Genomic DNA, 18,518 nt, shown 5'->3' on the forward strand with positions numbered 1-18,518 from the left:
CACCTCAACACTGCGGATTGCGGGAGTAGGCGATGAAAGTTCTGTTGATCGGGTCGGGCGGGCGCGAGCATGCGCTGGCATGGAAACTGGCGCAATCGCCACACTTGGCGGCCCTCTATGCCGCGCCCGGCAATCCCGGCATCGCCGAAGAGGCGATCATCGCCGATATCGATACGGCAGACGATGCCGCCGTTCTTGCCTTCTGCCGCAAGCAAGCGATCGATTTCGTCGTCGTCGGCCCTGAAGCGCCGCTGGTCGCCGGTCTTGCCGACACGTTGCGCAACGCCGGTATTGCGGTTTTCGGCCCTTCGGCCGCCGCCGCCCAGCTTGAAGGCTCCAAGGGTTTTACCAAGGACATCTGCGCCAAATACAACATCCCGACCGGTGCATATCAGCGCTTCACATCGGCCGAACCGGCAAAAGCCTATATCCGTGAACAGGGCGCGCCGATCGTCATCAAGGCCGACGGCCTTGCCGCAGGCAAAGGCGTGACCGTTGCCATGAGGCTGGACGAAGCGCTTGAGGCGGTCGACAGCTGCTTTTCCGGCACGTTCGGCGCGGCCGGTGCAGAAGTGGTGGTCGAAGCCTTCCTTGACGGCGAGGAAGCGAGCTTCTTTTGCCTTTGCGACGGCAGGACCGCTCTCGCTCTCGCCTCGGCGCAGGACCACAAGCGCGTCGGCGATGGCGATACCGGCCCGAATACCGGCGGCATGGGTGCCTATTCGCCAGCACCGGTGATGACGCCTGAGATGGTCGAGCGCACGATGCGCGAGATCATCGAGCCGACGATATCCGGCATGGCCGATAGCGGCCACCCGTTCACCGGCGTGTTGTTCGCCGGCCTGATGATCACTGCCAAAGGCCCGGAACTGATCGAATACAATGTCCGCTTCGGCGATCCGGAATGCCAGGTACTGATGATGCGGCTGAAAAGCGACCTGCTGCCGCTGCTCCATGCTGCAGCCACCGGGACGCTCGCCTCGGTTACCGCCGAATGGCGCGACGAGGCGGCCTTGACCGTGGTAATGGCGTCCAAGGGCTATCCGGGTGCCTACGCGAAGGACACACCTATTGGGAACATCCCGCAGGGGGACGCCGGGACCAAGGTGTTTCATGCCGGAACAGCGCTGAAGGACGGGCAACTGGTGGCAACCGGCGGCCGGGTGCTCAACGTCACCGCAATGGGCAGCACCGTCGGCGCGGCCAAGGACAGCGCCTATGCGGCGCTTGACCTTGTGGAATGGGACAACGGCTTTTGCCGCCGCGATATCGGCTGGCAGGCGGTCGAGCGCGAAAAGGCCTGACCGGCGCAAGAGCTCGGCCAACTGGGAAACTCATTCAATTTTTACCAATTCTCCTGACGGGAACGTAACGGAGAACAGATATTTTCCTCTTCTGGATAAGTGCTACAGCGACCTTTGCGCGTCATGCGCGGCGCTGTATCGATCTTAGAGGAGAAAGCCGATGCGCGCCCTTTTGTTCACGTTCGCCAGCCTGGCTGCGGCCAGCACAGCCGGTGCGTCTTCGCTTGAAAACGTCATTTCCGGGGAAAAGGTCAACAGCAGCATCTCGCAGCTTTCCTGCGGCCAGTGCCCGCCTTTGGTGGTCAAGAAGAAGACCGGCTATATCGTTCCGGACGTCGCGCCCGGGACGGAACGGGTCGAACTGAAGACGATAAACGGCGAGATGAAACTGGTGCGCACGGAAGCCTGGCTTGGCGGCTCGCCGGTCGTCTTCATCAGCAAGGCGTCGGACGAAGACATCAGGCAGGCGCAGGCCGATACTCCGGCCTCGTTCGATCTGGCCAAGGCTGCAACAGGGGACGCGCCGCCGGTGGAAGCCGAGGCAAAGGCTACGGTTGAAATTGTCGATATGGCGGCCAAAACCAGCTCTCTCGACCTTGCATCGATGGCCGGACCAGCCGCAGTCACGCCGCAAGACAGCCGTTCACAAGAAGTTGATCTTAAAAATTTCCAACTTCGGCTAAATTGACACTGAACTCCCTGTCCCTGCCCCAACCAGCCGCACATAAAAGGCTGACCGGGCATTCGCCCTCCAGGCGAAAGATTGCGCCCCTGAGAGAAGCAGGGGCGCAATTTTTTGTGTGGGACTGAAGCTCCCCGGCGGCGGCCCTTGACAGCGGCGCCTGCAACATCATCAGATTTGGCAGCACACACAGCACAAAATACCCCCGCAACCCGGCGAGCGATCAGGGATATCATGGACGTCTTCAACATCGCGAAGTCCATCGAGAAGTTCATCTTCGAGCTGCTGATGTGGCTGATCTTTTATCCCTACACGCTGTTCCGGGTGATCTTCCAGCCCAACGCGATGATGGAATATGCCCGGCACGAGACCGTGCGCGACGAGGCGGTCTCCTTCGAAAGCGGAATGAAACCAGCCATCTTCCTGTTCCTGTCGATCGTGATCGCCGCCTATATCGCGCCGGTCCACAAGGACGAGCTCGCGGCGATGAACAGTACCCAGGCAGAGCAATATATTTCGGCGTCCTTGGTCAACCTGCTGTTCTTCCGGATGCTGGTCTACTCGATCTTCCCGATCGTCGCTGCGCTGATCTACGATCTGGCCACCCCCGGCCAAGTGACCCGGAAATCGCTGCAGATCCCCTTCAACCAGCAATGCTACATCTGCGCGCCGTTTACGCTCGCGACGTCCTCGACATTCGTTCTCTTCCAGCACACCGAAAAACCCGTTTATCTCGGCATCTTCGTCCTGGCCCAGCTGTGGCTGCTCGGGTCGAATTTCTTCTTCTTCAGGAGACAGCTCGGAAGAGCGATCCTCCCGTCCGCTGCCATCTCGCTTGCGGTTTTCGTGATCGCCTGGACGGTCTTTCTCGGCGTCACTGTTCTGGCTGTCGACTATAACGGCACGGCTTGAGACGCAGGCCGGTCAGCCATCAGCACCCGTCGATGAGCACCGCCAGCGTTTCGATCTCCTTGCCGGAGAAGACGCGGATGCCGTTTGCGCGCAGCAGAGCTGCGGTGACGCCCTCCCCGGCCAGACGGCGGCCGGTGAAACTGCCGTCATAGATGAAGCCGGAACCGCAGGACGGGCTGCCATCGATCAGCAACGCGTAAGCGCAGCCGGTTTCGCGGGCCAGCGCCAGCGCATTCTCGGCCGCCTGGCGAAACCCATCCGTGACATCGCCGCCCTGGCTTTCCAGCACGCGTGCCGCCCCGGACAGGACGTCGGCGCCCGCCTTCCCCTTCGCGATTTCCGCCGGCAGACGCGGCACCGGCATGCCGGCCGACATTTCCGGACAGATCGTCACCAGCCGCCCCTCTTCGCGCCAACGATCAAGGACCGGATGCACAAGCGGCCTGGCCTGCCCGTCATAACGGACGGCATGGCCCATGAGACAGGCGCTGACGAGGATTTTTTCGGTCATGAGTTTTGGCGTTACGCCGCAGCGACGGCGAGGTGAACGCCGGTTTCTTCCTGAAGCTGTCTGATCACATGGAACAGGTTTTCCGCGCGCGGATTTCCCTTCGGTCCGAACATCCGCATCAGGCTTTTGGCGGGCGTTCCCACCTTTTCAGCGAGGCGTTCGAAGCCCACGGTGGCGTTGATGAAATCCCGCAGAACCGCCTTACCGGTTTCCACATCACCCGACAGCAGAAGCTCGACAGCATCCGACAGCAGTGCCGCCCTGAAGCTCGCATCAGTGCTGGCGCGCGCCTGAACCGTCGTCTTGAAGTCCCGCGTCAATGGCATATCAGCTTCCTTTGCGGCGCTTGTAGTCACGCCAGCGCTCCTGTGCGGTATCGATGTCGTTTTGCTGCCGCTTTTTTGTACCACCGGCGAGCAGAATGATGATCTCCTCGCCATCCCGGCCGAAATAGATGCGGTAGCCAGGCCCGTAGTCGAGGCAATATTCGAGCAAACCGTGTCCAACGCCCTTGACGTTGGACAGATTGCCGGACGAGACGCGCGCCAAGGCAATCGTCGCTTTCGAGGCGGCTCTCGCTTCGATCGACCCGAACCATTCAGCAAAAGGACTTCTGCCCGTCTGATCCAGATATTCAAGGATCTTCATATGTCAATGGTAACATATACGCCACCATTGACAAGCGTTGCATCAGCCCGAAATCTTCGAGAAGTCCGCAACCGTTCCTGTTGCCGCACGGATCAGGCCGAGCAAAGCGAGGCGGTTGGCGCGGATGGCCGGGTCTTCGTCATTGACGAGGACATCGGCGAAGAACTGATCGACCGGGCCGCGCAGTTTCGACAGGGCTTCCATGGCCGAGCGGAAATCTTCGCCGGCGATGGCGGCACTTGCCTCGGTGGAGGCCTGCGTCACGGCGGCATAAAGCGCCTTTTCGGCATCGAGCTTGAGGAGCGCCGGATCGACGGTTGCTGCGACCTGCGTACCCTTCTTTTCCTCGGCGGCCAGAAGCTGCGTGGCGCGCTTGGTGCCGGCCAGCAGGTTGAGGCCCTCTTCCGAGGTGACGAAGGCGGTCAGCGCTTCGACACGGCGGGCGACCATCAGCAGATCGTCATTGGCTGCGCCCCCCTCATCCGCCCTTCGGGCACCTTCTCCCCGCTGGGGAGAAGAGGTCTCTGCCGCTGCCCCTTGCTCCACCTTCTCCCCAGCGGGGAGAAGGTGGCCCGCAGGGCCGGATGAGGGGGGCGCAACCAGAACCGCATCGATCAGGTCGTGGCGGGCGCCGAGATCGCGGAGGTAGACTTTGAGACGGTCTTGGAAGAACGAGAGGAGGTCGTAAGCGATCTTCTCTGCCTGAATTTGCACAGAAGTTTTTGGCAAATCGTCCACATCGCCGAACGGGATAGAGAGTATTTCCTTACTGAAGGAACCGCTCGCGTTGCCAGTCGGAAATTCCAATGCATATGCCTCTTCCTTTGACGTACCAGCTGTGCGCTCAAGGTCGAACTTCAGGTAATTTAGTATGTGCTTCTCAACTACACTGGCAATCGGAACCCGCACCTTCCGCTCCAACAGAATCCGTACAACACCCAAAGCGGCGCGCCTCAGCGCGTACGGATCCTTCGAACCCGTTGGCTTCTCATCGATGGCCCAGAAGCCCACCAGCGTATCCAGCTTGTCGGCCAGCGCCAAAGTAAGGCCAACAGCATCGGCAGGCAGACGATCGGACGGTCCCTGCGGCTTCCAGTGGTCTTCGATCGCGGCGGCGACGGAGGCGTCTTCGCCCTGCAAACTGGCATATTTGCGGCCCATGATGCCCTGAAGCTCGGGGAATTCGCCGACGGCTTCGGTGCGCAGGTCGGCTTTTGCGAGCACCACCGCGCGGTCAACCAGCGTCGGGTCGGCACCGGTGACCTTGGCCAGTTCGGTGGCCAGGGTGCGGATGCGCTGGACGCGTTCGCCCTGCGTGCCGAGCTTGGCATGGAAAGTGACGTTCAGCGCGTCGAGCTTGGCCATGCGCTGGTCGAGCGGCTTTTTCAGGTCGAGATCGAATTTTGCAGCAGAGGCTTCGAGCGTTTCGAGGTCCGGCAGGTTGCCCTGATCGCGGGTCCAGAAGTGCTTCGCATCCGAGAGACGCGCCCGAACGACCTTGCCGTTGCCGTGGACGATTTCCTTGCCGCCGTCCTTCGCCTCGATATTGGCAACGAGGATGAACTTGTTCGACAGGGTCTCCTCGCCCGGCCGGCGGGTGACGAAACACTTTTGGTTGGTCTTGATGGTCAGCCGGATGATTTCCGACGGGATGGCCAGATAGTCTTCCTCGAACGAGCCCATCAGCACCTGTGGCCATTCGACGAGGCCGCAGACTTCCTCGAGCAGACCTTCGTCCTCGACCAGTTCGAGGCCATTGGCAAAGGCGATATTGGCAGCGTCGGCGGCGATGATCTGCTTGCGGCGCTCGGCATCGAGAATGACCTTGGCCTTTTCGAGCTTCTCGATGTAATCGGCAAAGCGGCGCACGGTGATGGCTTCCGGCGCGTGGAAGCGGTGTCCATAGGTGATGTTCGATGCGGTGATATCACCGACCGTAAACGGGATGACGCGGGTTTCCTCGTGTTCCGGGCCGAACAGGCAGACGATCGACTGCAACGGCCGCACCCAGCGCAGCGCGCCGGGCTTCGCCGACGCAGCGCCCGAGCGCATCGGATTGCCCCAAGGGAAATTGCGGATGATGCCGGGCATCACCTCGGCGATGATCTCTTCTGCAGGACGGCCGGGCTTGACGATATGGGCGACGTAGAAGTCGCCCTTCTTCGGATCGCTATGCACATGCGCCTGATCGATCGAGGTGAGACCGGCGCCGCGCAAAAAGCCTTCGATCGCCTTTTCATTGGCATCGGTGCGCGGCCCCTTGCGGTCTTCACGCACATCGGCGGAACGGGTGTTGAGGCCGCGAATATCGAGCGTCAGCCGGCGCGGCGTCCAGTATTCCCGCGCCCCCTCATAGGTCAGCCCCGCCTCGACCAGCGCATCGGTCAACAGCTTCTTCAGATCACCGGCAGCCTTGCGCTGCATACGGGCCGGGATTTCCTCGGAGCGGAGTTCAAGCAGAAGATCGGGCATGGAATGGATGCTTTTCTAAGGGATCGATTGACTGCGGGGGATTTAGCAAGCCCGGCGGCAAAAGTCATCCATTCAATGGCGGAAAAGTCAGTGCTCAGGCGGCATCGCGAACCGGGATTCGTTCAATCTCGGCGCGTTTGCGTTCTGCTTCGATCTTGAGATCATAACTTACCTGCAGATTCATCCAGAGTTCCGGCGTGGTATCGAAGAATCTCGCAAGGCGCAGGGCGGTGTCCGAAGTTACCCCGGTTTTGCCCGTGACGATGCGTTCGATGCGGGTTCTTGGAACATTCAACTGCTTGGCAAGCGTTCCGGCGCTCATTTCCAGCGGGTCAAGATAGAGATCTTTCAGAATTTCACCAGGATGGATGGCCGGCAGGCCGATATCACTCATCTGATCAGTCCTTGCTCAATGGTAATCGGCGATTTCCACGTCATCGGCGCCGCCGTTTGACCATCGGAAACAGATACGCCACTGTTGGTTGATGCGGATCGAATACTGACCTTCCCGATCTCCCGACAATTTCTCCAATCGATTGCCCGGCGGCGAGCGCAAATCCTTCACGTCGGACGCCGCATTCAACAGAACCAGCAATTGCTGCGCCCGGCGAATGAGATCGACCGGAAAACCCTTTTTCACGCTGCCGTCTGCAACGGACGGAGACAGTTTTCCCTTGAAGGAACGGATCACCTCTCATCTCCAGAGCCGTATCATATGATGATACATTGCGCTCACGCCGTCAAGTATCACTACATGATACAATCATTACAGTTTGAGGAGATAAAAGAGCTACCACCCGCCTCCGCCGCCACCACCTCCGCCGCCGCCCGAAAAGCCGCCGCCGGTGGAAAAGCCGGAGGATGAGGAGCTGGGTGGTGGCGGTAGCGAAGAGGACATGGTGCTGGCCATCGAGCCTGCGAACCCGCCCATGCGATCACCGAAGGAGCCGGCGGCGAAATTATTGCCGCTGTACCAGGCCGGCTGGTAGGCGGCAGCCCCTGCGGCTGCGGCCAGGAGCCAGCGGTCGAACGTTTCCGACCAGGGTTTTTCGACGCCCAGCGCCACCGCATAGGGCAGGAGCTTTTCGAAATGCTGCGGCGACATCTCCGGTGCGCCGGCCATGTTCATCCGCTCTTTTTCGGCGAGCGTCAGATATTGCCGCAGGCCATCGATGCCATCCATCATCTTCGAGCCGATCGGCGTCGGCGCGCCCATCAGATGGAAGAACAGCATGTTGACCAGCACGATGCCGCCGACGCCGATCAAAAGCGGCACCTGATGCGCCTCCAGCGCCATGCTGATGACAACCGCCAAAACGCTGAGCGCGGACGCGACGACAAAAAAGGTCAGAAGGGCGGCGACGATCAGTAAGCCGATGCGCGCAAACAGGCTGCCGCGCTTATTGAAAGCCTTGCCGATGGCGACCGAAAACACCGAGATGACCACAGAGGCAAACACCGGCACGATCACCAGTGCCACGGTCGCACCGTCGAGAAGGCCGAAGATGAAGATGGCGAGCAGAAACAGCGCCGAGATCGCGATGCCCCCGACCACATAGGCCGTGTTGGCATGGTAGTATTTGTTGCGATGTTCCTTTTCCATGGCCGTGCGGAAATCTGCCCCGGCCTTCTGCACTGCCGGGCCATTGTCCTTGTCGATCGTCAGCTCGCCGCCATTGCGCTGCACCGCCGCGAGCACGGCCGCCTCGCCGGTCGGCAGCGAAGGCGGCTTTGGCTTGTCCGTGCGGGTGATGACCAGCGAGTTCTTGAAGTCCTTCAGCACGACATAGCCTTCGACCGCGAGATTGAGGGCTGCGGCGGAGAGCGCCGTCCAGCCCTGTCCGGAAAACCCCCTATTGTCGATATAGTTGACCAGTGCCGGGGAGATCCCGTCCGGCGCATCCCAGCGCGGCACGATGACGCCGCGGGCCGGATCGCGGCCGACCTTCAGCCACATGCGCGAATAATACAGCGCGGCGATCACGAAGCCCGCGATGGCCAGAATCGGCGGCAGATGATCGTAAAACCACCAGGTCCTTTCCTGTGCTACCGATGGCGGGTCGATGCTGCCCTTCGGCATCTTGACGGCGATGGTCAGCCCTTCGTGGGCCTCGAGACGGCGCGTCGTGGTGAAGACCAGCCGGTCGCCATCCTCAAGCGCGCCGGCGTTCTTGCCGGTCGCGCCCTGGCTGCCGGTAAAGACATCCAACGCTTCGGCTTTCACGCCGGCAGGCAAGGTAACCGTCGCGGACGCCTCCTCGATCGGAAATGCCCATTCGTTGCCGGTGACATTCCAATAGAGCTCGTCATGATCGGGAAAGAAGCGGATCTGGCGGGCGGTCTCGTAGGTGAACTGAAAGGTATGTTCGCCGTCGGCCAAGAATACATCCTTGTCGCCGGTATAGATGCGGATGCCGCCGCTGATGCTTTCGGTGCGATAGGGCTCCTGCGCACCATCCCGCTCGACGGAAATCAGCTTGAAATCGACCTTGACGACACGGCCGTTTGCATCGGTCACCGTCAGCGGAAAATCACGGTAGATGCCGCGCCTGATGCGGTTTCCCTCGACATTGGCGGTGATCGTTTCGGTGACACCGAGCACGCCGCTCTCGGCGACGTCGATGACCGAGCGATAGGCGGTAAAAATCTCCTCGGCCCGCGCAAGTCCTGCCGTGGACAACAGGACGGCAAGGAAAAAGGGGATCCATCCCAGCGCCGCGAAAACACGTTTCATGCGATCGATCCCTCCCCGGCGCGTTGGCCGTAATTTTCTCGCCCGGTTAAGGCCGGTCGCCCTCGAGCCCGACGCCGAGCGAAGCAAGTTCATCCCAATAGCGCGGATAGGTTTTTGCGACGCAGCCGGGGTCGAGAATGGTGATGCCGCTGATCTTCAGGCCGGCCAGCGCAAAGCTCATGGCAATGCGGTGATCGGCGAACGTGTCGATGTCGGCCGGCAGCGTCTGGCCGGCAAGGGCCGGATCGGAGGCAACGAGCAGATCGTCGCCCTCCTCGATGGCGAGACCGGGGCGAATATTGGACAGGCCGGTGGACAGAGCGCGCACACGGTCGCACTCCTTGACGCGCAGGTTTTCGATGCCGACGAAACGCACCGGTGTCTCGTTGAAGGCGGCAAGCACGGCAAGTGTCGGAATGGCATCCTGCATCTGCGAACCATCGATGATCGCCGGCATATGCGGGAACGTGGCGATCACGTCATAGGCTTTCGCATCCGGCTGCGAGAAGGATGTTGCAACAACCCCCAGATCGATCCGGCCGCCGGTCAAGACTTCCGCCGCCCAAAGATAGGTTGCAGCCGAGGCATCGGGCTCGATCAGATAGTCGGCGGCGTGGTAGCCGGTCGGGGCCACCTGCCAGATCGACGGGCTGACCTGAGTGACTTCGGCGCCGAAGGCGCGCATCGCCGCAACAGTGAGATCAATATAACCACGCGCACCGATCTCTTCACCGGCAAGCTCGATATTGACCGGGCGGGAAGCGCCGGCGGCGGCCATCAGCAGGGCGGAGACATATTGGCTGGAAAGGCCGGCATCGATGGTGACGTGATCCCTGGCGAAATCGCCTGTGCCTGAAACAGTTACCGGTGGGCATCCGGTTTCGGCTTCCACCGCCACGCCGAGCGAGCGCAGCGCGGTCACCAGCGGAGCAATCGGCCGCTTGCGCATATGCTGATCGCCATCAACGATCACGGTGCCATCGACAAGAGCCGCAGCGGCCGTCAGAAAGCGCGTCGCAGTGCCGGCATTGCCCAGGAAAAGCGGCTTTTCCGGCGGCAGAAGCTTGCCGGTTCCGGTGACGACGAATGTCGTGCCGTCAGGCTCGGAAATCTCCACGCCCATGGCGCGCAGGGCATCGGCCATGTAGCGAGTGTCGTCGCTCTTCAGCGCACCTGTCAGGCGGCTGGTGCCCTTGGCGAGACCGGCCAGAAGCAGCGCCCGGTTGGTGATCGATTTCGAACCGGGCGGACTGACGCGGCCTTCAAGCGGATGGCCGGGCGGAAGGATGGTCAGTTTCTGGTCTGCGGCGTTCATGCTCTTGTCTCTTCATGCCTTCAGCACCGCCAGTCCGTGGCTGTGTGCGCTCTCTCGATTGTGGATAGCCGTCTACGACGGAATGCCCGACCGGGCTAGATCAAAACTTCACCACCGGGACAGTGCGGTCGGCCTCGTTGGTGATTTCGAAAAAGGCCGCCTTGGTGAAACCAAAGGGGCCTGCGATGAAATTCGACGGGAAGCTTTCGACCTTGACGTTCAAGTCGCGCGCAGCACCGTTATAGTAGCGGCGGGCCATCTGCACTTCGCTTTCGATGCTTTCCAGCGACTGCTGCAGCTCGGAAAAGTTCTGGTTGGCCTTGAGGTCGGGATAGGCTTCGGCCAGGGCGAACAGCTTGCCGAGCGCCTGGCTCAACATGCCTTCTGCTGCTGCCCGGCCGGCGACATCGCCTGCCGGCAGCGCCTGCGCCTTGTTTCGAAGTGCGACCACCTCTTCCAGCGTGCCCTTTTCGTGGGCGGCATAGCCTTTAACGGTTTCTATCAGATTGGGGATGAGATCGGCGCGGCGCTTCAGCTGCACGTCGATACCCGACCAGGCTTCCTCCTTCACCTGCCGCGCCTTGACCAGGCCGTTATAGACGAAGATCAGGTAGAGGATCACGACCGCAGCAATGGCCAGAGTAATCATCGGGGTTCCTTCCGCGCTCGATTTTTCCGCAGCTTAGGGATCGAACGCCGCCGTTGAAAGACAAATTTCAACCGCTCGCTCCGCGCTCTCTGTTTTCCCGCTTGCTCCGCACAAGCCTGTTCCGCCGGGAACCGCGCGATGGCGGCGCTTGATCGATAGTTGCGGCATCAGATCAACGTCGAACCCGCAAAGTGCCGCCCAATGAAAACGCTCGCAGCCCTCATCAACGTCATCGCCTTTTCGGCCTTGTTTTTTGCCTATACGAGCGTGGGTACTCTTGAAAAACCAGTAGGCGTTCGCCGTGCATTGCAGACCTATGCCAGCCAGCTTTCGACCGGTGCGTTTGCGACCGAGAAACCGGCATGGCAGGTTGGCGCTGATGAGCGCGGTCTGATTTGAGTATTGTTTTCTGCGCCAGACGTTTAGCCGTATTCGCCGACATGTACGCGCATAAGAGCGCCAAAGCTTTTGTACTTCCCTTTTAGGAGCGGCCTAATTTTCCCCATTCCACCGAGTCTTCCGGGGAAAGGACTTCTTCCAGGATCTGCCCGAAACAGACGACGGCGACGCGCTGTTCGCTGGTCTTGGCGATATACATGTATTCGTCTGCCCGGCGGACGAAGGATGCGACGGTATCGTCCGGCTGCAGGAAGGTAACGCCGACGGCAGCACCGGTATAGGTCACTTTGCCCTCTATGGCGATCGGCTTGAAAACCCGCTCCATCGCGTCCTGGACATTTTGCTGCACGTCGGCCGCCAGTTTCAGGTCGATATCGAGCAGGACGACGAATTCGTCGCCGCCAATTCTGGCGATGAAATCGGTGGCGCGAAAGCTTTCGCGCAGGCGGCTGGCGATGGTTCTCAAGACCTCGTCTCCGGCGGCATGCCCCAACGTATCGTTGACCATCTTGAAGCCGTTGAGGTCGATGAAGGCCAGCGCCAGCTTGCGGTCGTTCAACATGCTGCGCGCCACGGCTTCGACAATCACCTCGTCGAAACAGGCCCGGTTGGGAAGACCCGACAGGGCGTCGGTGCGTGCCGATGCCCGCAAGGCGTTCTCGATTTCGCGCTGCTGCCTGACACGCGCCGATACGTCGACGATGACTTCGACATCGAAGGAGACGCCATCGACAAGGGTTCGCTGCGCCGAGATCAGCGTCGGGATGATCGTGCCGTCGGCATAGACGAGATCGACCTCTTCAAGCTCGTAGGACCCCACTTCCGCCAGCAGCCGGTGGCGGCGATCGCGGGCCGGGTTATCGATCGCGGCGCCATCCGACGTCAGCTTCCTGCCGCGGATATTTTCCCATTTCAAACCCGTCAGCTTGAGATAGGCGTCGTTGACCTTGGCGTAGCTCGACGTCTTCGTATCACTGGTGGTAATCGCCATCGCGATCGGTGCGAACTCGAACATTCGCATCAACATCGAAGCCAAAACTTCCGGGGGTAGAATATCCTCGTCGTCCATTGCGCGTCCTGAACTCAATCACTCGACAAAGCTTAGAACAAACTCCTTAAACGCTTACTGAACAACACGATGCACTGAGGGAATTGATTACACCCCCATAAGGAGAGCTCCGGCAAAAATCATCCAATGATTGTATTTTTACTGCAGTTCGATGATTACAGGTGTCAAGGAGGCCGCTGCGCTCTGACAGATTGCACCCCATGCCCGCGCTTTTGTGCAGAGGCCCGGGTGAGCCTGGTGCTGTGGTCAACGGTTAGGCAGCGTCTTTTGCCAGATTGATGCCGCCGGCGTCCGTCAGCAGGAAGGCCTCGCCGCAGGCCGTCGCCAGCGTGCGAACGCGCTGGATATAGCTCGCTCTTTCCGTCACGGAGATCACGCCGCGGGCATCCAGCAGGTTGAAGAGGTGGCTGGCCTTGATGCACTGGTCATAGGCAGGGAAGACACATTTGTGCAGGATCGCATTGGCGCCGGTATCGGGTGCTCCGGCTGCCAGAAGCGCCATGCACTCCTTCTCGGCATCGACGAAATGCTGCTGCAGCATCGCCGTGTTGGCATATTCGAAATTGTGCCGGGAATATTCCTGTTCCGCCTGCAGGAAGACATCGCCATAGCTGATCTTCTCGTCTCCCTCGCGGCCGTTGAAGTTCAGGTCGTAGACATTGTCGACACCCTGGACATACATGGCGAGACGTTCGAGACCATAGGTGAGTTCGCCCGAGACAGGCGAGCATTCGATGCCGCAGACCTGCTGGAAATAGGTGAACTGCGAGACTTCCATGCCGTCACACCAGCATTCCCAGCCGAGACCCCAGGCGCCCAGCGTCGGGCTTGCCCAGTCGTCTTCGACGAAGCGGATGTCGTGCAACAGCGGATCGAGGCCGATGGCCGCCAGCGAACCGAGATACAGCTCCTGCAGGTTCGGCGGATTGGGCTTCAGGATGACCTGGTACTGGTAGTAATGCTGCAACCGGTTGGGGTTTTCGCCGTAACGCCCATCGGACGGGCGGCGTGATGGCTGCACATAAGCTGCCCGCCAGGGTTTGGGGCCAAGCGCCCGCAATGTCGTTGCCGGATGGAAGGTACCGGCGCCGACTTCCATGTCATAGGGCTGCAGAACCGCGCATCCCTTGTCTGCCCAGTAGGCGTGCAGCGTCAGGATCAGCGCCTGAAAGGAGCGCTTGGGGTTCATATGGTCCGGGAGAGCGGCGGCGGTCATGGCATCAGTCCAGGTTGAAGGTATCTGGCTGTCTGGTGCCATGATGGGCGAGGAGGGTCAAGGGGCGTGCCCGGCTGGCGAAACAGAAGGAGCACCGTGCATACCCTTGTCTCGTTGCGGACAATTCGCCGTTTATGATAGGCTGGCCTTGAAACAAGGGATCGGCACATGACCGTCAAGATCGCGATTGAACTGGACGAAACCCACCGGGAATTTGCGGAAAAAATGGTGGCGGATGGCTTCTATCCGTCCGTCTCCAGCGTCATCCAGGCGGGGATCGAGCAGATGATGCAGAATGATACCGTTGCTGCCGATCCGTTGGCGGGAATGGCGGACGAGATCCGCAGGCGGATGGAACTGCCGAAAGATCAGTGGATACCACTGGAGGGCGACACCATGTTCGATGACATACGCGCCCTTATCCGGGCAAAAAGGGGCTGAGCGGCGGAATGCGCTACAAGGTTGTTCGCCACCCGCTTGTCCGTGACGACCTTTCCACGATGACCATTTTTATCGGCGAATACGCGGGATATGATGTCGCCGAGAAGAAGATCAACGATATCGAAGCCACATTGCTTTCGCTGCGTGACTTCCCGCATGTCGGCACGGTCCGCAACGAAATTTATCCGGGGCTCCGCATCATCCCAGCGGCAGGCAAGGCAGTCGTGTGTTTCACGGTCTCTGACGATCGCCGCGAAGCCTACGTTATTTGTGTCAGCTATGGCGGGGCAGATTGGGAATCTCGGGTGAAGGAACGGGCTTAACCGCGCCAGTGTCTCGGATATTGGCCACATCACGATCGAAGACCCGGCCAGCCGGAAGTTTGAGCTGGGATTTTTCAATCTTTTCCAAGAGCAATGTCAGTCGTCATCACTCCGGCTTCTTCAGCCGATACTCCCCCGTCACCGGGTCCTTGACCAGCGTGCCTTGCGTGCCGGTTTCCTGCTGGCGGCGGGTTTCCTGCTGGCGCCGGCTCAGTTTTTCGGCGTCGGCCACGAATTTGCGGTAGCCCACCCAGGCGATGGCTGCAAACACCAGCAGTATAATCAGTTGCGGCATGCGCCCTCCCCCGTTTCCGTCAGACTATCAAAGCCCGAAGCGGCCCCATAATGCCTTTTCTTCCGCAACCTCGGCAAGGCCGGAAACGGCGGAGACCGCAAAACGCTCGGCCATGCCGCTTGCCAGCGCCGCACCGGGCTGGCGGCGGCCGAACAGGCCGCGCGAGGCGGAGACCAGTTGCAGCTGGGTCTTTGCGCCAAACCGCTTCTTCAGCTCGCCGCGCATGTCGCCAAGGCTATCGACCAGTCCGAGCTCCTGTCCACGTTTGCCGGTCCAGAACAGGCCTGAGAAAATGTCGGGCGTATCGGCCAAAAGATGACCGCGCCGCGCCTTGACCATGCCGATGAAGATGTCGTGGATTTCGAGCTGCAGCCCCTTGAGGAACTCGATATCCTTCTCCTTTTCCGGCTGGAACGGATCAAGCATCACCTTGTTGGAGCCGGCGGTATAGACACGACGCTCTACGCCGATCTTCTTCAACAGTTCCGGAAAACCGAAACCGCCGGACACGACGCCGATGGAACCGACGATCGAGGTCGGGTCGGCAATGATCTCGTCGCCGGCCAGCGCGATCATATAGCCGCCGGAAGCCGCCACATCCTCGACGAAGATGATGACGCGCTTCTTCTTGTCCTCCGCCAGATCGCGGATGCGCTGATAGATCAGCCGCGACTGGACGGGCGAGCCGCCGGGAGAATTGATCGAGATGGCAACGGCCGGTGCGTCCTTCATCGAAAAGGCTTTTTCAAGCACCGGCGCGATCGTCGCCAGATTGAGTGCCGGGCGAAACTGGCTGCCGCCCGCCATGATCGCACCATGCAGCCGGACGACCGGGATCGTCACGCCGTCCTTGCGAAAACGCTTCGGCAACAGTTTCCTGAACAGTCCGGCCATCTGAACTCCCTGCATTCATTGTACGCATTTGGCAATCATTATGCGTGTTGGCATGTATGCATTGGCGCGGCAAACACAATGGCACATGATGAAAATCATCGATTGCGGTGATAGGCGGTACGGCCGTTGTTCATGTCATCGACAACGGCGGCAAACTTGTGCGTCTCTGCCTCATGCACGATCAGTGGCGCCCGCAGCGTCAGCCGCGCGCGGCTCTGCTTGATCGCCGTGACCAGGATGCGAACGGCATTTTCACCGGCGCGCGGGTGCACGGGCGTGATCTCGATGCCGCCGAAACGGCGGCCGCAGGCGGAGATGATCTCGGCGATCGATTCCGGCCGCGCGATCAAAGACAGTTGTCCGCCGGGCCGTGCTATAGAGCAGGCCATCTTGATCCAGGTGTCGAACAGGCCATCGGTCATCGCATGCGCCTCAGCCTTCAATGCATCCGGCGTCTTGCGGTCCGACGCATCGTTGAAGGGTGGGTTCATGATGACGTGATCGAAACTGTTGTCGGCAAGACCGGCTGCAACCCTTGCCCGGCCGGTCAGCGATACGTCGGCTTCGAGAACGGATATCCGGCTGCCAAAACGGGCGTTTTCCGCAAGTGCCAGGCTTCGCCGGGCAAAATCCGCCATCAACGGCGACCGCTCGACCAGTAGCACTTCGGCATTGTCCAGCCGCGAGGCAACGGCAAAGCCGGCTGCACCGGCACCGGCACCGAGATCGGCGACACGACAGGGCCTTGCCGAAGCGACCAGCGAGGCCAACAGCATCGCATCCATGCCGGAGCGGTGTCCCTGCCCCAGCGGCTGGATCACCTGAAATTGACCGCGGTGAAAGCTGTCGATGGTTTCGGTGGTCATAGGGGAAGCATCCGGAGACGTTTGCATTCTTGGTAGCAATACCCCCCTCTGTCCCTCCGGGACATCTCCCCCTCAAAGGGGGAGATCGCAAAAAACCTCAAGCCCGCCTCACCCTGCCTGATTTCCAGATTGCTGCGGGAAAAGAATGATCTCCCCCCTTGAGGGGGAGATGTCAGCAAAGCTGACAGAGGGGGGTGACTGGACGCGAGTGACATGATTGCGCTTAATCTCGCAATTCCGCCTCGAGTCCGGCATCGATCAAGACCTGCCGTGCCTCCTCGGCATCGTCCTCATCGACCAGAAAACGCCGGGGCAACAGGCCGAGCGAACCTTCAAGGATGCTCATGCCCTGATCGGCGATGAAGCAGCCGATGCCGGCATCCTTCATCAGACTTTCGGCAAACGAGAGCACGACGACGTCGTTGGTACGGATCAATTCCTTCATTCCGGGTCGTTTTCCTGCCTTATTTGAGCAAGCGGGACAATTCGCCTCTTGCCGCCACAAGCCCCCCTTTCTATTGTCCGAACTGGAATTTGAACAGGAGTCCCTTGTGTTGGGCGTAGTGATACCGCTGGAAGACAGCAAAAACAAACAGGCATCGGTCAAGCCGCTCGTCGATCTGACGAAGGCGGACATGGAGCGCGTTAATCAGCTGATCCTGTCCAAGGCGGGATCCGACGTCCAGATGATCCCGGAGGTGGCCAACCACCTGATCTCTTCCGGCGGCAAGCGCCTGCGCCCGATGCTGACGCTGGCCTCGGCCGCCATGTTCGGCTTTACCGGCGACGCCCATGTCAAGCTCGCGACCGCAGTCGAGTTCATGCACACGGCCACCCTTCTGCATGACGACGTGGTCGACGAAAGCGATCTGCGGCGCGGCAAATCGACGGCACGGATGATCTGGGGCAACCAGGCCAGCGTTCTCGTCGGTGACTTCCTGCTTGGCCAGGCATTCCGCATGATGGTCGATGTCGGCTCGCTGGATGCACTCGACGTGCTGTCCACCGCCGCGTCCGTCATCGCCGAAGGCGAGGTGCTGCAGCTGTCCGTCGCCAAGAACATGGAAACGACGGAGGACGACTATCTGTCCGTCATCCGCGCCAAGACTGCCGCCCTGTTTGCAGCCGCGTCCGAAGTCGGCCCGATCGTCGCCAAGACCGACAAGGCCAGCCGCAACGCGTTGAAATCCTATGGGATGAACCTCGGCCTTGCCTTCCAGCTGGTCGATGACGTGCTCGACTATGGCGGCAAGGCGGCCGATCTCGGCAAGAATACCGGCGACGATTTCCGCGAAGGCAAGATCACCCTGCCCGTCATTCTCTCCTATCGCCGAGGCACGGCCGAAGAGCGCAGTTTCTGGCGCCAGGCAATCGAGGGCGGCGAGAGCAACGACCAGAACCTGGAAAAGGCATTAGGCCTGATCACCCGCTACGGCGGCCTGACCGACACCATCGCCCGGGCCCAGCATTACGGTACGATTGCCCGCGATGCGCTGGCACCGCTGCCCGAATCACCCTGGAAGGACGCGCTTCTCGAGGTTATCGATTTCTGCATCGACCGCGTCAGCTGACGCGCCGTTGCAAGGATCGGCCGCACGGTTTAAGGAATTTCTTGCCGCACTGCGCCAAAAAAGCCATTCTATCCGTCCATGTTCCGGCTGCCGTCGAGCGGCGCTCACGATCGAGTGAGCCGAAGTTGACGGCGGTATGTCGAATTGCGTTTTGCCTTGCGTTCAAACCGATTCCGGTTTGCCGGGTTATGCGTTATTGATTTGGGACTGATTCCGC

The 18,518-nt window shown here is 60.5% G+C and carries 21 protein-coding genes and 2 pseudogenes; 7 read left to right on the forward strand and 16 right to left on the reverse strand.

The features are described 5' to 3' along the window. Window positions 1–32 precede the first annotated feature (32 nt). The 3 genes from purD to ACP7BS_RS06100 all read left to right on the forward strand — a co-directional run bounded on the left by purD (window position 33) and on the right by ACP7BS_RS06100 (window position 2,898). Complete coding sequence (gene purD / locus ACP7BS_RS06090; protein WP_426236946.1) at window positions 33–1,304, forward strand: phosphoribosylamine--glycine ligase; 1,272 nt, start codon at window positions 33–35, stop codon at window positions 1,302–1,304. A gap of 160 nt (window positions 1,305–1,464) precedes the next feature. Continuing rightward, complete coding sequence (locus tag ACP7BS_RS06095; RefSeq protein WP_426236948.1) at window positions 1,465–1,992, forward strand: plant virulence effector HPE1-like domain-containing protein; 528 nt, start codon at window positions 1,465–1,467, stop codon at window positions 1,990–1,992. Window positions 1,993–2,220: 228 nt separating this feature from the next. Continuing rightward, window positions 2,221–2,898 carry a hypothetical protein gene (locus ACP7BS_RS06100; RefSeq protein ID WP_426236950.1) on the forward strand — a complete coding sequence of 226 codons (678 nt, stop codon included), beginning with the start codon at window positions 2,221–2,223 and terminating at the stop codon, window positions 2,896–2,898. Between the two features lie 19 nt (window positions 2,899–2,917). Here the strand turns inward: ACP7BS_RS06100 and ACP7BS_RS06105 are convergent, their stop codons facing one another. From ACP7BS_RS06105 to ACP7BS_RS06150, 10 genes and pseudogenes are all read right to left on the reverse strand, one after another. Then, a complete protein-coding gene (locus ACP7BS_RS06105; RefSeq protein ID WP_426236952.1) occupies window positions 2,918–3,409 on the reverse strand; it encodes a DUF523 domain-containing protein in 492 nt (163 codons plus the stop codon). Window positions 3,410–3,420: 11 nt separating this feature from the next. Then, the gene (locus ACP7BS_RS06110) at window positions 3,421–3,735 is read right to left on the reverse strand and encodes a DNA-binding protein (RefSeq protein ID WP_426236954.1); all 315 of its coding nucleotides are present in this window, start codon (window positions 3,733–3,735) and stop codon (window positions 3,421–3,423) included. 1 nt (window position 3,736) lies between these two features. Then, window positions 3,737–4,057, reverse strand: a complete 321-nt coding sequence (locus ACP7BS_RS06115; protein ID WP_426236956.1) for a type II toxin-antitoxin system RelE/ParE family toxin — start codon at window positions 4,055–4,057, stop codon at window positions 3,737–3,739. Between the two features lie 42 nt (window positions 4,058–4,099). Then, window positions 4,100–4,519, reverse strand: a pseudogene (locus ACP7BS_RS06120) (DALR anticodon-binding domain-containing protein); the annotation flags it as partial. A 195-nt stretch (window positions 4,520–4,714) separates the two neighbouring features. Then, window positions 4,715–6,529 (reverse strand): annotated as a pseudogene (gene glyS / locus ACP7BS_RS06125) (glycine--tRNA ligase subunit beta); the annotation flags it as partial. 94 nt (window positions 6,530–6,623) lie between these two features. After that, window positions 6,624–6,923, reverse strand: coding sequence for a HigA family addiction module antitoxin (locus ACP7BS_RS06130; RefSeq protein ID WP_426236958.1), 300 nt, complete (start codon window positions 6,921–6,923; stop codon window positions 6,624–6,626). Window positions 6,924–6,938: 15 nt separating this feature from the next. Continuing rightward, on the reverse strand, window positions 6,939–7,220 hold the full coding sequence (locus ACP7BS_RS06135; RefSeq protein ID WP_426125136.1) for a type II toxin-antitoxin system RelE/ParE family toxin: 282 nt from the start codon (window positions 7,218–7,220) through the stop codon (window positions 6,939–6,941). A 99-nt stretch (window positions 7,221–7,319) separates the two neighbouring features. Continuing rightward, window positions 7,320–9,263 carry a DUF2207 domain-containing protein gene (locus tag ACP7BS_RS06140; protein WP_426236960.1) on the reverse strand — a complete coding sequence of 648 codons (1,944 nt, stop codon included), beginning with the start codon at window positions 9,261–9,263 and terminating at the stop codon, window positions 7,320–7,322. Window positions 9,264–9,309: 46 nt separating this feature from the next. Beyond that, window positions 9,310–10,578, reverse strand: a complete 1,269-nt coding sequence (locus ACP7BS_RS06145) for a 3-phosphoshikimate 1-carboxyvinyltransferase (RefSeq protein WP_426236962.1) — start codon at window positions 10,576–10,578, stop codon at window positions 9,310–9,312. Window positions 10,579–10,678: 100 nt separating this feature from the next. After that, window positions 10,679–11,227: a LemA family protein gene (locus tag ACP7BS_RS06150; protein WP_426236963.1), complete on the reverse strand. Its 549-nt coding sequence runs from the start codon at window positions 11,225–11,227 to the stop codon at window positions 10,679–10,681. 201 nt (window positions 11,228–11,428) lie between these two features. On the opposite strand from ACP7BS_RS06150, the gene ACP7BS_RS06155 reads away from it, so the two are divergent. Beyond that, entirely contained in the window at window positions 11,429–11,626 is a 198-nt protein-coding gene (locus ACP7BS_RS06155) for a hypothetical protein (protein ID WP_426236964.1), read from the forward strand. 82 nt (window positions 11,627–11,708) lie between these two features. On the opposite strand, the gene ACP7BS_RS06160 is transcribed toward ACP7BS_RS06155, so the two are convergent. Together ACP7BS_RS06160 and ACP7BS_RS06165 are read right to left on the reverse strand one after the other, a co-directional pair. Further along, window positions 11,709–12,695: a GGDEF domain-containing protein gene (locus ACP7BS_RS06160; RefSeq protein WP_426228902.1), complete on the reverse strand. Its 987-nt coding sequence runs from the start codon at window positions 12,693–12,695 to the stop codon at window positions 11,709–11,711. Window positions 12,696–12,948: 253 nt separating this feature from the next. After that, on the reverse strand, window positions 12,949–13,911 hold the full coding sequence (locus ACP7BS_RS06165; RefSeq protein ID WP_426236966.1) for a glycine--tRNA ligase subunit alpha: 963 nt from the start codon (window positions 13,909–13,911) through the stop codon (window positions 12,949–12,951). Window positions 13,912–14,079: 168 nt separating this feature from the next. Between ACP7BS_RS06165 and ACP7BS_RS06170 the strand changes: the two genes are divergently transcribed. Next, complete coding sequence (locus ACP7BS_RS06170; protein WP_426236968.1) at window positions 14,080–14,352, forward strand: hypothetical protein; 273 nt, start codon at window positions 14,080–14,082, stop codon at window positions 14,350–14,352. Window positions 14,353–14,360: 8 nt separating this feature from the next. Beyond that, a complete protein-coding gene (locus ACP7BS_RS06175) occupies window positions 14,361–14,675 on the forward strand; it encodes a type II toxin-antitoxin system RelE/ParE family toxin (RefSeq protein WP_426236970.1) in 315 nt (104 codons plus the stop codon). A gap of 106 nt (window positions 14,676–14,781) precedes the next feature. Here ACP7BS_RS06175 and ACP7BS_RS06180 read toward each other — a convergent pair whose 3' ends face one another. From ACP7BS_RS06180 to ACP7BS_RS06195, 4 genes are all read right to left on the reverse strand, one after another. Next, window positions 14,782–14,970 carry a hypothetical protein gene (locus ACP7BS_RS06180; RefSeq protein WP_426228906.1) on the reverse strand — a complete coding sequence of 63 codons (189 nt, stop codon included), beginning with the start codon at window positions 14,968–14,970 and terminating at the stop codon, window positions 14,782–14,784. A 27-nt stretch (window positions 14,971–14,997) separates the two neighbouring features. Continuing rightward, window positions 14,998–15,864 (reverse strand): S49 family peptidase, encoded by an 867-nt coding sequence (locus ACP7BS_RS06185; protein ID WP_426236972.1) that lies wholly within the window; start codon window positions 15,862–15,864, stop codon window positions 14,998–15,000. Window positions 15,865–15,959: 95 nt separating this feature from the next. Next, complete coding sequence (locus ACP7BS_RS06190) at window positions 15,960–16,730, reverse strand: tRNA1(Val) (adenine(37)-N6)-methyltransferase (protein WP_426236974.1); 771 nt, start codon at window positions 16,728–16,730, stop codon at window positions 15,960–15,962. 223 nt (window positions 16,731–16,953) lie between these two features. Further along, a complete protein-coding gene (locus ACP7BS_RS06195; protein ID WP_426236976.1) occupies window positions 16,954–17,175 on the reverse strand; it encodes a DUF2007 domain-containing protein in 222 nt (73 codons plus the stop codon). Between the two features lie 109 nt (window positions 17,176–17,284). Here ACP7BS_RS06195 and ACP7BS_RS06200 point away from each other — a divergent pair, with 109 nt between their 5' ends. Beyond that, on the forward strand, window positions 17,285–18,301 hold the full coding sequence (locus tag ACP7BS_RS06200) for a polyprenyl synthetase family protein (RefSeq protein WP_426237462.1): 1,017 nt from the start codon (window positions 17,285–17,287) through the stop codon (window positions 18,299–18,301). Window positions 18,302–18,518: the final 217 nt, after the last annotated feature.

The organism is Pararhizobium sp. DWP1-1-3, from assembly GCF_049896125.1.
Taxonomy (GTDB): Bacteria; Pseudomonadota; Alphaproteobacteria; order Rhizobiales; family Rhizobiaceae; genus Pararhizobium.